The sequence below is a fragment of the Pyxidicoccus sp. MSG2 genome (genome assembly GCF_026626705.1).
In the GTDB taxonomy this organism is placed as follows: Bacteria; Myxococcota; Myxococcia; order Myxococcales; family Myxococcaceae; genus Myxococcus.
The window spans coordinates 10,507,017-10,520,515 of the sequence record NZ_JAPNKC010000001.1 but is presented as its reverse complement, the minus strand read 5'-3'; the positions used below and the strand labels follow the sequence as shown (position 1 = coordinate 10,520,515).

Sequence of the window (13,499 nt, the reverse complement as noted above, 5' to 3'; positions counted from 1 at the left end):
GCGCTCACTGGGGTGGTTCACCTCGATGAGCGAGGCATCTCCAGCCCGGTAGCGCTCCTCGGCGGCCTGGAGTGCCTGGCCGGCCAGCGGTCCCATCCACATGCGACCCACCCTTGCCCCGGGCGGCACCGAAGACCCGATACAGCACGGGCAGCACCAGCAGGGTCAGCAGGGTCGAGGACAGGATGCCGCCCACCACCACGGTGGCCAGTGGCCTCTGCACCTCCGCGCCAATCCCCGTGTTGAGCGCCATGGGCAGGAAGCCGAAGGCGGCCACCGCGGCGGTCATCAGCACGGGCCGCAAGCGGGACAGCGCTGCCTCGCGGATTGCATCCGGCAGGGCACGCCCCTGGCCCAGAAGCTGCCGCACGCGGGACACCAGCACCATGTCCCCCAGCACCGACACCCCGGAGAGCGCAATGAAGCCCACCGCGGCCGAGATGGAGAAGGGCAGCCCGCGCACCACCAGCGCCAGCACTCCTCCCACCAGGGCGAACGGCACGCCCGCGAAGATGCGCAACGCGTCCAGGACCCGCCGGTAGGTGACGTACAGCAGCAGGAAGATGAGGCCCAGCGCGACGGGCACGACGATGGACAGCCGCGCCCGGGCCCGCTCCAGGTTCTCGAACTGGCCGCCGTAGCGCACGTAGTAGCCCACCGGCATCTCCACCTTCGCCAGCGTGCTGCGCACCTCGGCCACGAAGCCGCCCAGGTCCCGGCCTCGCACGTTGGCCTGGATGACGATGCGCCGCCTGCCCCACTCGCGCTGGATGGTGGTGGGACCGGACACCTCTCGGATGGAGGCCAGTCTGCCCAGGGGCACGTGCTCGCCTCCAGGGGCCGTCACGGGCACCGTCGCCAGCAGGGCCGGATCGTTCCGGTACTCCTCGGACAGCCTCACGGCCAGGTCGAAGCGGCGCTCGCCCTCGCGCACTTCGCCCACCACGCGAGTCCCCACCGCCTCCACCACGTCGAGCACCTCGCGGGCGGCGATGCCGTGACGCGCGATGGCGGCCCGGTCCACCGTCACCTCCAGCACGGGCTGTCCCGTCACCTGCTCCAGGGTGACATCCGCGGCACCGGGGACGGCACGCACCAGCGCCTCCATCTCCCGCGCCTTGGCCTTGAGCACGTCCAGGTCATCCCCGAACAGCTTGATGCCCACGTCGCTGCGCACGCCGGCAATCATCTCGTTGACGCGCATCTCGATGGGCTGGAGGAACGCCATGCGCATGCCGGGCAGGTCCGCCAGCTCCGCCTTCATCTCCGCCACCAGCTCCTCCTGCGTGCGGGCGCGCTTCCACTGCTCCCGGGGCTTGAGGGTGACGAACACGTCGGACAGCTCGATGCCCATGGGGTCGGTGGCCACTTCCGCCGTGCCCGTGCGTGTCCACACGCGCCCCACCTCATCGGGGAATCTGGACAGGAGCACCTTCTCGATTTGCCCCCCGTAGCGCACGGACTCGGAGAGGGAGACCTCGGCCAGGCGCACGGTGTTGATGACGATGGTGCCCTCGGAGAGGCGCGGGACGAACTCGCTGCCGAGCTGCGTGGCCGCCACCCCCGCTCCCACCACCAGCAGGCCCGCCGCCACGAGGACCGCCCGGGCATGGGAGAGAGCCCACTCCAGGAGCGGCCGGTAGCCCCGCTGGAGGAGCCGCACGAGCCGCGGCTCCCGATGCACCGCCCTGCCCTTCTCGAGCGCGAAGGACGCCAGCACCGGCATCAGCGTCATGGACAGCAGGGCACTGCCCAGCAGGGCGAAGATGACCGTGAGCGCCATGGGGCGGAACAGCCGGCCCTCCACACCCTCCAGGGCGAGCACGGGCAGGTACACCACCATGATGATGAGCTCGCCGAAGAGCGTGGGCTTGCGCACCTCCACGGCCGCATCCCGCACCACCTCCAGCAGGCTCCGCCCGTCCCGGGCCTCGGCCAGGCGCCGCTCCGCGTTCTCCACGAGGATGACGGAGGAGTCCACCACGAGGCCGAAGTCGATGGCCCCCAGCGACATGAGGGTGCCGGCGATGCCGAAGCGCAGCATGCCGTTGAAGGCGAACAGCAGCGACAAGGGGATGGCGGCAGCGACGATGAGCCCCGCTCGCCAGTTGCCCAGGAAGAGGAAGAGGATGGCGATGACGAGCAGCGCCCCCTCCAGGAGGTTGGTGCGCACCGTGCGCAGCACCACGTCCACCAGCTCTGTGCGCTCGTAGACGACGTCCACCTGGACGTCCCCGGGCAGGCTCTTCTTCACCTCGTCCAGCCGCTGAGCGAGCGCCTGCGTCACCACGTGGGAGTTCTCTCCCATGAGCATGAAGCCCAGCCCCAGCACGGCCTCGCCCTCCCCGTCCGCGGTGGTCGCTCCGCGGCGAATCTCACTGCCCACCTCCACCCGGGCCACGTCTCGCACGCGCACCGGCACCCCGTTGCGTGCGGCCACCACCACCTCCCCCACCGCCTGGCCATCCTCCAGCACACCCACCCCGAGCACGAGGCTGGCACCGCCACCGCGCTCCACCATGCCGCCGCCCACGTTGGCGTTGTTGGCCTCCAGGGCGCGGTACACATCACCCAGGGACAGGTCGAACTGCCGAAGGCGCCGGGGCTCCACCACCACGTGCCACTGCTTCTCCCGGCCGCCCCAGGCGTTCACCTCGGCCACGCCCGGCACACTGCGAAGCTGGGGCGCGATGCTCCAGTCATGCAGCGTGCGCAGTTCCTCCAGGCTCTTCGTCCTGCTCTTGACGAGGTAGTGGAAGACCTCGCCCAGCCCGGTCGCCACCGGCCCGAGGGTGGGCTGCTCGATACCGTGCGGCACCTCCACCCGGCCCACCCGCTCGGCCACCTGCTGCCGCGCGAACCACACGTCCGTGCCGTCGCGGAACTGGAGCGTCACCTGCGACAGGCCGAACTTGGAGATGGAGCGCATCTCCTCCAGGCGTGGCAGCCCCGCGAGCTGCTGCTCGATGGGGATGGTGAGCTGCCGCTCCACCTCCACGGGCGTGAGGGCCGGGGCCGCGGTGTTCACCTGGACCTGCGTGGGCGTGGTGTCCGGGAAGGCGTCGAGGGGCAGGGACTGGAAGGCCAGGACGCCGGAGATGACGAGGGCCAGGGTGCCCAGCAGCACCGCGCCCCGGTGCTTGAGCGACCAGTCGATGGTGCGGGTGAGCATGGGGCTACTCGCCCCCTTCTTCGCAGCAGCCCGCGCCGATGGACTCCTTGAGGATTTCCGTCTTCAGCAGGAAGGCTCCCGTCGTGACGACCTCCACGCCGGGCGTCAGGCCCTTCACCACCTCCACCTCGTCCCGCGTCCCCGCGCCCAGCTCCACCGGCACCGGCTCGTAGAGGCCCTCGCCCTTCTTCACGAACACCAGCGTGCGCCCCTCGGCGCGCTGGATGGCCTCACGTGGGACGAGCAGCGCCTGGTGCTCCGCGGCCACCTGAACCCGGGCGCGAAGGAAGAGGCCCGCCTTGAGGGAGCGGTCGGGGTTGGGCAGCTCCACGCGGGCACGCACCGTACGGGTGGCCGGGTCCACCGAGGCTCCCACGCGGGTGAGCGTGGCCTCGCGCACCTCTCCGGGAACACCCTCGAAGGTGAGGGTGACGTTCTGGCCCGCACGCACCACTCCCGCGTCCGCTTCCGGCACCTCGAGCTGTGCCCAGAGGGTGGACAGGTCGGCGACCTGGAGGAGCGTCTGTCCGGCGGAGACATGCCGACCCGGCACCGCGTCACGGGCCACCACCGTGCCGCTGAAGGGCGCGGAGAGGTTGTAGAGCCCCTCATGGCTTCCCTGGGAGGCTCCCGCCGCTGACAGGGCGGCACGGGCGGCTTCCCGCTCTCCCTCCGCGGCCGCGACTTCGGCCTGGGCCTGCTCCAGGTTCTTTCGCGGGCTGATGCCGTGCTCCACGAGCGCCTGCTGCCGTGCGAGGGCGGCACGGGCCGTTTCCAGCCGGGCCTGGACCGCCGACAGCCGCCCCTTGTCCTGGCCCACCGAAGGCGAGGTGAGGGCCAGGAGCGGCTGGCCGGCCTTGACCTCGTCCCCCACGTCCACGCGCACCTCCATCACGAGCGCATCGGTGCGTGCGGAGAGCTGCGCCAGCCGGTTCTGGTTGAAGTCGAGCTGGCCCACCACCTCCAGCGCGCGAGCGAAGTGCCGCCGCTCCACGCGCCGGGTCTGGATGCCCGCCTCGCGGGCGGTGTCCGCGGAGGCCAGGCGCACGCGAGTGCCCGGAGTGGGGAACGTGGGAGGCTCGGCGCCCGCGGCCTTCACCAGTTCCGGGTGACAGAAGGGACAGACGGACTCCGGGAAGCCGTGCTCGCGACAGTAGTCGCCGGCCGCGATGAACCGGGCCACCAGCTTCGGGTTGCATTTGGTGCACTTGGACTCGGGGACCGCGTGCTCCTTGCACCAGTCCCTGGGCGTGGCCGCCTGGGCGGTGAAGGTGAGGCCCGGGTTGCACTGACGGCAGTGCGACTCGGGCAGCCCATGCTCCTCGCACCAGTCGTCCTGCGCCTTGAAGACGTCGATGAGGTCGGGGTTGCACTTCGTACACAGCTCCGCGGGCACGCCGTGCTCGCACAGCTTCACCGCCTGCGCCTCTTCCGTTGGCGCAGGCGGATGACCCGCATCGGTCGCCGAGGACTTCTCCGCCACAGCGGGCTGGGTTCCCTTCGTGCAGGAGGACCCCGAGAGGAGCAGGACCGCCAGCGCTACGAGACCGATGCGGGGGCCCATCTACTTCACTCCCTTCCTGGCGAGGTCCGGATGGCAGATGGAGCACTGGGACTCGGGCCGCTCGTGCTCGCCGCACCAGTCGCCCTTGGCCTTGAAGACGGCCGCCAGCTTCGGGTTGCAGCGCGTGCACAGGGTCTTCTGCACGCCGTGCTCACACCTGGGCTTCTCGGCCTCGGCCGCCTGGGACTTCTCGGCGGGCCTGGGCTCCTCGGCCATGGCCGGGAGGACGGGGGCGGCCAGCAGGGACACGACGACGGACAGGGTACGCAGGGAACGCATGGGGACGGCTCCAGCCGGGGCAACGGCCACGGCGGTGAATGCCCGTGCGAGATGCACGGGAAGGTTGGATGGAGACTTCGAGCCGAAGAGGACGTGCGTGCGCCCGCGGAAAGGCCCTGGAGGGCCAGCGCAGGGCACACGTCTCCCGTGAAGGGAGGCGTCAGGCTCTAGGTGGCTGGAAGATGTCGGCGCCCACTCCGGAGAGGAGCGGCGCGTCCACGCGGAAGAACACGGGCGGTAGCACTGGGGGGGCCACGGGCTCATTCACGATGGCAGCCGGCACGGGCGCAGCTCTCAGCGGGCAACAAAGGCACAGGGCGCAGCCCGTGGAGCAGTCCGTGCAATCCCCCGCCTTCTCGTCCTCGCAGTCCGCGTGCACGTCCGACGCGAAGGCCAGCGTCTGGAAGACGCCACCCGTCGTCAGGACGAGGAGGACCGCAAGGATGCGCAGGAGGAGCTGCATCGGCGTGAAGGCTTACCGGGGGCCCAGCGGAGAGTCAACGCGCAGGCGTCGGTGCGCGGGACACAGGCTCCCGCATCAACTTCTCCAGAAGGCGACGCATGGCCCGGGAATTCCAGTCACGTGGCCCTGAGAAACGGGCAGCCAGGCGTCCGTCCACCACCAGGATGCTCGTGGGCAGGGTGTCCACGCCGAACGAGCGGGCGACCGCGTGCTCCTCATCCAGACGCAGGTGGAGCCCGGGCGGTGGAGGGTCCCCCAGAAACGCCCTCACCGCCCGCATGTCGGTGTCGTGGCTGAAGACGACAACGTGCAGGTCGTCGGGGGGAGCCTCCGCCAGCTCCAGCAGCCCAGGCGTCTCCGTCCGGCAGGGGGGACACCACGAAGCCCAGAAGACCACCAGCACGGCCTTCGACGCGGGTACGTCCTCGAGGGCGGGGGCTGTACCCTCAATCCGAACGTAGCTCGGCGGCGCCTCGGTCCGGCAGCCCGGCACCATGCCCAGGAGGGCCAGGACGGCCATGCCCGGTCCGATGCTGCGCGCGACCTCATGCAGAGCGAGGGACTTCATCGTGAGCCTCCAGGGCGAGCTCTTCCCTCTTCACGAGCTGCTGCGGAAGACCGCGCCCCTTCCAGAGCGCAAAGATGGCCGGGTAGACGGTCAGCTCTAGCAGGAAGGATGTCACGAGGCCGCCCACCAGCGGCGCCGCGATGCGCTTCATCACGTCCGAGCCCGTTCCCGTGGCCCACAGCACCGGCAGCAGGCCAATCATGTCCGCTGCCACGGTCATCAGCTTGGGACGGATGCGCCTGGCGGCTCCCTCGACAATGGCCTCAGTCAGCTCCCCCATGGAGCGCAGCCGGCCCTCTTCCTTCGCTTTGCGGTGAGCCAGGGTGAGGTAGAGCAGCATCACCACTCCTGTCTCGGCGTCCAGGCCCGCGAGCGCGATGAGACCCACCCACACCGCCACGCTCATGTTGTAGCCGAGCAGGTACAGCAGCCACACCGCGCCAATCAGGCTGAAGGGCACCGCCAGCAGGACAATCGCCGTCTCCGCCAGCGACTTCGTGCTGAAGTACAGCAACAGGCACACGAGCAGCAGCGTGACGGGCACCACCACCATCAGCTTCTCCTGGGCACGCTCGAAGTACTTGAACTGCCCGCTCCACTCCACGCGGATGCCGGGGGGCAGCCTCACCTCGCGCGCCACCGCCGTCTTCGCCTCCGCCACGTAGTCGGCGATGGGGCGGTCGGTATCGACGAAGACGTAGGTGAGGAGCTTGCCGCCCTCGCTGCGCAGCATTGGCGGCCCCTGGACGAAGCGGATGTCCGCCACCTGGGACAGCGGCACCTGAGCGCCGCCAGGAGTGGCCACCAGCACCTTCCCGAGCTCCGCGGGGTCGTCGCGGTACTCGCGTGCGTAGCGCACGTTGATGGGGTAGCGCTCTCGCCCCTCCACCGTCTGGGAGATGTTCGTCCCGCCGATGGCGCCCATCACCACCTCGTTGACGTCCTTCACCCCGAGGCCCAGGCGTGCCGCCGCCTCCCGCCTCACCTCGAAGTCGACGTAGAAGCCGCCCGTGGAGCGGTCCGCGAAGGCGCTGCGGGTGCCTGGCACCTGCGCGACGGCCTTCTCGATGGCCACCGCGGCCTTCTCGATGGTGTCGAGGTCATTGCCGTACACCTGGATGCCCAGCGGGCTGCGGATGCCCGTGGCCAGCATCTCCGTGCGCGTTTGAATCGGCATCCAGAAGATGTTCGGCATGCCGGGGTACTGGAGCTTCTCGTCCATCTCATGGATGAGCGCCTCCCAGGTGAGCCCCTCGCGCCACTCGGACTTCGGCTTGAGCACCACCGTCGTCTCGAACATGGACAGGGGCGCCGGGTCCGTGGGGCTCTCGGCGCGGCCCGCCTTGCCGAAGACGCTCACCACCTCGGGCAGTTCCTTCAGCTCCCGGTCCATGGACTGGAGGATGCGCGTGGCCTCCGAGATGGACATGCCCGGGGGGGCCGTGGGCATGTAGAGCACGACACCCTCGTTGAGGGGCGGCATGAACTCGTTGCCCAGGCGCAGGAAGGCCGGCACGGTGAAGGCCATGGCCACCACCGAGAGCGCAATCACCACCTTGCTGTGCCGCACGACGAAGCGCACCACCGGCGTGTAGGCGGCCACCAGCCACCGGTTGAGGGGGTTCTCCTCCTCCTTGCGGATACGGCCGCGGATGAAGAGGACCGCCAACGCCGGGGTGAGCGTCACCGCCAGCACCGCCGCGAAGCCCATGGAGTACGTCTTGGTGTAGGCCAGCGGCTTGAAGAGCCGTCCCTCGGTGGCCTCCAGCGTGAAGACGGGGAGGAAGGCCACGGTGAGCACGAGCAGCGAGCCGAAGATGGCCGGGCCCACCTCCTGCATCGCGGAGATGATGACCTCCCGCCTCTCGCCGGGCCGTCCCGCCTCCTCCCACGCCTCCAGCTTCTTGTGGACGTTCTCGATGAGGATGATGGAGGCGTCCACCATGGCGCCCACGGCGACGATGATGCCGCCCAGGCTCATGATGTTCGCGGTGAGCCCCTGGTAGTACATGGGGATGAAGGCGAGCAGTACGGCAATGGGCAGCGTGAGGATGGGCACCAGCGCGCTGCGCACGTGCATCAGGAAGAGGAAGATGATGAAGCTCACCACCAACATCTCCTCCATCAGCGCGCGGGTGAGCGTGTCGACGGACTCCTCGATGAGCCCCGAGCGGTCGTAGGTGACGACGAGCTTCACGCCCTCGGGAAGCCCCTGCCGCACTTCTTCCAGGCGCTCCTTCACCGCCTCGATGACGGAGAGGGCATTTTCTCCGTAGCGCATCACCACGATGCCGCCGGCCACCTCGCCCTTGCCGTCCAGCTCCGCCACACCTCGGCGGATTTCCGGCCCCAGGCCCACCACGGCCACGTTCTTCACCAGCACCGGCGTGCCGGCCGCGTCCACCTTCAGGGGGATGTTCTCGATGTCCCTGGTGGAGCGGATGTACCCGCGCCCGCGGATGGCGTGCTCGTGGCCGGCAATTTCCATCACCTGGCCGCCCACGTCCTCGTTGGACTCGCGGATGGCGCGTGCCACCTCGCCCAGCGTCACGCCGTAGGCGCGGAGTTGGTTCGGGTCCACCTGCACCTGGTACTGCTTCACCATGCCGCCCACGCTGGCCACCTCGGCCACGCCGGGCACGCTGGAGAGCGCATAGCGCACGTTCCAGTCCTGGAGGCCGCGCAGGTCCGCCAGCGAGTGCTTCCCGGTCTCGTCCAGCAAGGCGTACTCGAAGACCCAGCCCACACCCGTGGCGTCAGGGCCCAGCGTCGGCGTCACGCCCTCGGGCAGCTTGCCCCGGGTCGTCTCCATGTATTCGAGCACGCGGCTGCGCGCCCAGTACATGTCCGTGCCGTCCTCGAAGATGACGTACACGAAGGACATGCCGAACATGGACTGGCCTCGCACCGCCTTGACCTTCGGCGCCGCCAGCAGGGACGAGGAGATGGGATAGGTAATCTGGTCCTCGACCAGGTCCGGCGAGCGACCCATCCACTCGGTGAAGACGATGACCTGCGTGTCGGACAGGTCGGGGATGGCGTCCAGCTTCGTGTTGCGCAGCGCGAAGACGGCCCAGGCCGCCATGGCCCCCACCAGCAGCAGGGTGAGGAAGGGGTTGCGCGCGCTGGCGGCGATGAGCCGGCTGACGAGGCCGTGCTGCTTGCCGGGCTCAGTGGGCTGCATGAGCGCCTCCGCCACCAAAGGTGTCCGCGGCCGAGCGCAGGCGGCTCTCGGCGGCGATGAGGAAGTTGCCGCTCGTCACCACCACGTCGCCGGCCTTCAGTCCCTCGACCACCTCGTAGGTGTCCTCGCCCCGGAGGCCGAGCTTCACCTCCTGTGGCTTGAGGCGCCCCTCGCCCAGATCCACGAAGACGAGCCGGCGCGGGCCCGTGTAGAGGACGGCCGCCTCGGGCACCTGGAGGCGCTGCCCGCCCTGCATCACGAAGCGGACGTCCGCGTACATGTCCGGCTTGAGCTCGAGCCCGGGGTTGGGCAACTCGATGCGGATGCGCCCGGTGCGCGTGTTGCCCTGGAGCGCGGGGTAGATGTACCCGACGCGGCCCGCGTACTGCTTCCCCGGAAGGTAGGGCAGCGTGACTTCCACGGGCTGGCCCACCTTCACCTGGGGCAGGTCCTGCTCGTAGACGTCCGCCTCCACCCACACCTTCTCCAACGAGGCGATGCGGAAGAGCCGCTCGCCCGCCTTCACCGCTGCGCCCTCGACCACGTCCTTCTCGAGGACATAGCCGCTCGCCGGGGAGAGGAAGGGCATGTTCTCGATGGGCTCTCCGCGCTGGGCAACACGGTCAATCTGCGCCGGTGTCAGCCCCCACAGCTCCAGCCGCTTGCGCGACGCCCCCACCAGGGAGGAATTGGCGGCGCTCTGGCTCTGGCGCGCGAGCAGATACTCCTGCTGGGCGGCGTAGAGTTCCGGGCTGTAGAGGGTGAAGAGGACGTCACCCCTCTTCACCGGCTCCCCCATGGCGTTGACGCGCAGCTCGTGGATGTAGCCGTCCAGCTTGAGCGTGACGTCCACCAGCGCCTTCTCGTCATAGGTGACACGGCCGAGCGCGCGGATGGAGAGGTCCATCGGCAGCATCTCCACCCGGGCCGTCTTCACACCGATGCGCTGGCGGCGCACGTCGTCCACGACAATGACGCCGCTCTCCACATCCGCGCGGCTGACGGGCGTGAGGTCCATGCCGCAGATGGGGCACTGGCCCGGCCCCGCCTGTTTCACCGCCGGGTGCATCGGGCAGGTGTAGTGGGCCACCTCGCCACTTCCGTGGACCTGTCCCTGGGGGGACGAGGACGGGACGGGGACGCCCCACTCGCTTCCGGCGCCACAGGCCAGCATCCGCTGGCCCATGTAGGGATTCTCCAGCCGGGGCTCGCGCTGGAACCACTTGTTGATGCCCTCCACCATGGGGCACTCGAAGACATGCCAGCCCTCCTGGAGCCGGACGTCCGCCGAGGCCAGGGTGATGAGGGACTGGCTCACCTGTGCGAAAATCTGGCGGGCCTGCTGAACGTCCTTCGCCGCTCCCAGTCGCCCGGCTTGCTCCGCGCCCTGGCGGAGGTGGGCCGTCAGGTCCGCGTGCTGACTTCCGGCCGCATCCGCCGCTGCCCGGAGTGCAGCGGCCATCTCCCCTGCCCTCGGCGCGATGCCGTCCACGGAGTCCCTGGCGAGCAGCTCGCGCACGGACTCATAGGCTTGGAAGGCCGCGCGGACGTACTCAAGTGCCGCGGGGGAAAGCTGCGAGCCCGCGGACAGCCGGGCCTCGTGTGCATCGGTGGATACACCCTGCCCGGCACCGCTGCCCATGGGCCTGCCGGTGAACCAGGCCAGGAGGGGCTTCCCCAGGAGCACGGCGAGGAGGACGAGTCCCACCAGCCCGAGGGCCAGGACGAGACGCTGACGGCGCGGGACGTTTCGGGGGCTCATCGTGAAGCTCCTTCTGTGGGGAGTCCGGGGACCTGACCCGTGGCCCGGTCGAGTTCCGCCTGTCGGCGCTGCACGTCCGCCAGGGCCATCTGGGAGCGCAGCTCCACACTTCGCAGCTTGCGTTCGGCATCGATGAGGGATGGGAAGCCGCCCCTCCCGCTCTCGAAGCTGGCGCGGGCGGCAGCCACCTGGTCACGGGCTGCTGGGACGAGGCGCTCGCGGAAGAGGGCCACAATCCTGAGAGCTTCCACGAGGCGCGTACGCGCCTGTTCCACTTCGACGCGGATGTCGTTGATGAGGTGCCGTTCCTCGACGCGCAGGCGCTGGAGGTTCGCCTCCGCCTCCCGCACGGCTGCCCTTCGCCTACTCAAGTTGAGCGGGACGTTGATGGAGACGCCCGCCATGAACTGGTGGGACGTGTCCATCCACATGGAGTTGTATGAGCCCATCACCCGCAGGTCCGGGTAGTAGTCGCGCTGGGCGAGACGAACAGCCGCCTCGCGTCCACCGAGGCGGGCTCGAAGGCCGTCCAGCTCCGGTCGCTGGCCTAGCGCGAGTTCCTGGAGCGTTTCGCTCGGACCTGGCTCCTCGGCAGGCACGGCGAGGTCATCCGGTGGTGGCGGTAGCGGCGCCTGGGGTGGGCGGTGCAGCAGGCCGTTGAGCTGCGCCCGCAGACGCTCACGTTCCGATTCGAGCGCCACCTTCTCGCGGAGCACGTCACTCAGCTCCACCTCGGCCTGAAGCGCATCCTGTTGCGAGGCGCGGCCCGACACGTACTGGGCCTCGGCGCTCTTCTTGAGCTGTTCGAGCAGCCGAACGTGCTCGTCGGTGATGGCCATTGCCCGATGCGCGACGAAGAAATCATCGAAGAGGTTGGAGGCCGTGAGGGCCAGACGCAGCCGCAGCTCGTCCAGGTCTTCCTTCATGGCGTTGGCCTCGGCCAGCGCCATCTCGCCTCGCAGTCCCCGCTTGCCGGGAAAGGGAAGCTGCTGGCTCAGCTCCAGCGTCTGTCCGAATTGCTCCCTGCCCACGATGCTCAGAGGCGCGATGCTGTAGGAGAGCATCGGGTCCTCCAGCGCGGTCTCCTGAGGCTCGCGGGCGAGGGCCGATTGCCAGGCCGCCCGTGCTGCCTCCAGCGAGGGATTCCGGGCGAGCACCTGCCGGACGACCTCGGCGCGCTCCAACACCGGTGCCTGGGCGAAGGGCTCGCCTTCGGAGGGCTGGTGGGCTTGCCGCGCGAGCGCTTCCGCCTGCGCTTCACGTGGGCGCTCATCGGCGGCAGCGACATTCCCCCAGAGCCACACGGCAGCACCGGCGGCCAGGGCACCCCGCGGAACGGGGCCCCCACTTCTCTTGAAAGTCGACATGACTCCTGCTCCAGGAAAACGGGACGTGCCTGTCGCCGGAGCACGGGAGTCACCGGCGGCGGGCGGAACCCGGCCAGCGGACACACGCCCGCCGACCATGCTTCAGCGCACGTCTGCCGGTCTCATTTCAGGTAGGAGCAGTGCTGGATGTAGAGGGGCGGCGCGGTGGAGTCGTGGACGCCACGGATGCGTACCCACGCCGAAGGCAGGGCCTCAGGCGCCGGGGGGATGCTGGGGACCGACTCGGGCACCATCGCCACCGGGACGGGAGTCCAGGCGTGCCCGGAGGGCACCTTGGAAGCCGGCGTCGGGACGTGCCGCGCCTTCAGTTCGCCGCAGCAGGCATCATGCTCGCCCTGGAGAAAAGCATCCGGGTGCGACTGGCGGACCTTCGCTTCGTCGTGGTCGCAGCAGCACGTGAGGTCGAGCCTCACGCTGCCATGGCATAGATGGAACAGTCCCTCGACCGCCCCCGCCCAGGAAGGCAGCACCAGGACCGCCAGGACTGCGAGCACGCGCAACGTCATCGTCGATTGCCTACGGACGAGCTAGCGGAGTCTTACAGCCAGCACAAGACGAAATGCCGCTCGCAGGCCCCGAGGGGGTCAGAAGGGTCAGCACCTGAAGGCGTCCCAGGCGAACACTGACCATGGCCTGACCTCGTCTCTGCACCAGCCTCCGCTTCACCCGTGGAGTACGACTCGATGGCCGCGATGCGGTGCCGCCTGGCGACGCGCTGCCTTCGCGTCGTCGTACCCACCGTTCAGGAGCTGCTTATCGTCCTGGAGTCGGCGGACCGGCAGGTCCTTCTCGAAGAGCGCCTCCGCCCCACCCTCTTGGGGCTCATGTAGACCGGCGAGGCTCCGTCCTGCCCCTCGGCGGCCGGCTCAGCAGCCTCGGCCCGCGCCACGTCGTCGGCAGATCGCCCTACGAGCAGAAATGCTTATCGGTGGAGGTCTCAAGGGGAGCCCTTCGGGAGGAACAAGGTGCGCTCAAATGCCGGTCATCCCCCTTCGAAGCCCCTTGCAGCGGCGTCCCTGTCCCGCTATACGGGCGTCACTTTGCGGCCAGGTAGCTCACCTGGTTAGAGCGGCGGTCTCATAATCCGCAGGTAGTCGGTTCAAGTCCGACCCTGGCCAC

At 69.4% G+C, this 13,499-nt stretch carries 9 protein-coding genes and 1 tRNA gene; 1 reads left to right on the top strand and 9 read right to left on the bottom strand.

Translation table 11 applies throughout. The features are described from left to right. Positions 1-4: 4 nt before the first annotated feature. The 9 genes from OV427_RS41040 to OV427_RS41000 form a co-directional block, all read right to left on the bottom strand. Positions 5-3,172, bottom strand: coding sequence for an efflux RND transporter permease subunit (locus tag OV427_RS41040; protein WP_267861674.1), 3,168 nt, complete (start codon positions 3,170-3,172; stop codon positions 5-7). 4 nt (positions 3,173-3,176) lie between these two features. Further along, positions 3,177-4,736, bottom strand: coding sequence for an efflux RND transporter periplasmic adaptor subunit (locus OV427_RS41035; protein WP_267861673.1), 1,560 nt, complete (start codon positions 4,734-4,736; stop codon positions 3,177-3,179). Continuing rightward, positions 4,737-5,015: a hypothetical protein gene (locus tag OV427_RS41030; protein WP_267861672.1), complete on the bottom strand. Its 279-nt coding sequence runs from the start codon at positions 5,013-5,015 to the stop codon at positions 4,737-4,739. Positions 5,016-5,175: 160 nt separating this feature from the next. Beyond that, positions 5,176-5,478, bottom strand: a complete 303-nt coding sequence (locus OV427_RS41025) for a hypothetical protein (RefSeq protein ID WP_267861671.1) — start codon at positions 5,476-5,478, stop codon at positions 5,176-5,178. A gap of 34 nt (positions 5,479-5,512) precedes the next feature. Then, entirely contained in the window at positions 5,513-6,046 is a 534-nt protein-coding gene (locus OV427_RS41020) for a TlpA family protein disulfide reductase (RefSeq protein ID WP_267861670.1), read from the bottom strand. Beyond that, positions 6,024-9,230: an efflux RND transporter permease subunit gene (locus OV427_RS41015; protein ID WP_267861669.1), complete on the bottom strand. Its 3,207-nt coding sequence runs from the start codon at positions 9,228-9,230 to the stop codon at positions 6,024-6,026. Before OV427_RS41015 ends, OV427_RS41020 begins: the two co-directional genes overlap by 23 nt. Further along, positions 9,217-10,992 carry an efflux RND transporter periplasmic adaptor subunit gene (locus OV427_RS41010; protein WP_267861668.1) on the bottom strand — a complete coding sequence of 592 codons (1,776 nt, stop codon included), beginning with the start codon at positions 10,990-10,992 and terminating at the stop codon, positions 9,217-9,219. The genes OV427_RS41015 and OV427_RS41010 overlap by 14 nt, the downstream gene beginning before the upstream one ends. After that, the gene (locus OV427_RS41005; RefSeq protein WP_267861667.1) at positions 10,989-12,359 is read right to left on the bottom strand and encodes a TolC family protein; all 1,371 of its coding nucleotides are present in this window, start codon (positions 12,357-12,359) and stop codon (positions 10,989-10,991) included. The genes OV427_RS41010 and OV427_RS41005 overlap by 4 nt, the downstream gene beginning before the upstream one ends. A gap of 122 nt (positions 12,360-12,481) precedes the next feature. Next, positions 12,482-12,874 (bottom strand): hypothetical protein, encoded by a 393-nt coding sequence (locus OV427_RS41000; RefSeq protein WP_267861666.1) that lies wholly within the window; start codon positions 12,872-12,874, stop codon positions 12,482-12,484. A 550-nt stretch (positions 12,875-13,424) separates the two neighbouring features. Here OV427_RS41000 and OV427_RS40995 point away from each other — a divergent pair. Then, positions 13,425-13,498, top strand: a tRNA-Ile gene (locus OV427_RS40995). The last annotated feature ends 1 nt before the right edge of the window (position 13,499 follow it).

Bases quoted from the DNA above. Each gene is read 5' to 3' on its own strand.
- OV427_RS41010 (WP_267861668.1), bottom strand. From the start codon at position 10,992: ATGAGCCCCCGAAACGTCCCGCGCCGTCAGCGTCTCGTCCTGGCCCTC.
- OV427_RS41025 (WP_267861671.1), bottom strand. From the start codon at position 5,478: ATGCAGCTCCTCCTGCGCATCCTTGCGGTCCTCCTCGTCCTGACGACG.
- OV427_RS41020 (WP_267861670.1), bottom strand. From the start codon at position 6,046: ATGAAGTCCCTCGCTCTGCATGAGGTCGCGCGCAGCATCGGACCGGGC.
- OV427_RS41005 (WP_267861667.1), bottom strand. From the start codon at position 12,359: ATGTCGACTTTCAAGAGAAGTGGGGGCCCCGTTCCGCGGGGTGCCCTG.
- OV427_RS41015 (WP_267861669.1), bottom strand. From the start codon at position 9,230: ATGCAGCCCACTGAGCCCGGCAAGCAGCACGGCCTCGTCAGCCGGCTC.
- OV427_RS41035 (WP_267861673.1), bottom strand. From the start codon at position 4,736: ATGGGCCCCCGCATCGGTCTCGTAGCGCTGGCGGTCCTGCTCCTCTCG.
- OV427_RS41030 (WP_267861672.1), bottom strand. From the start codon at position 5,015: ATGCGTTCCCTGCGTACCCTGTCCGTCGTCGTGTCCCTGCTGGCCGCC.
- OV427_RS41040 (WP_267861674.1), bottom strand. From the start codon at position 3,172: ATGCTCACCCGCACCATCGACTGGTCGCTCAAGCACCGGGGCGCGGTG.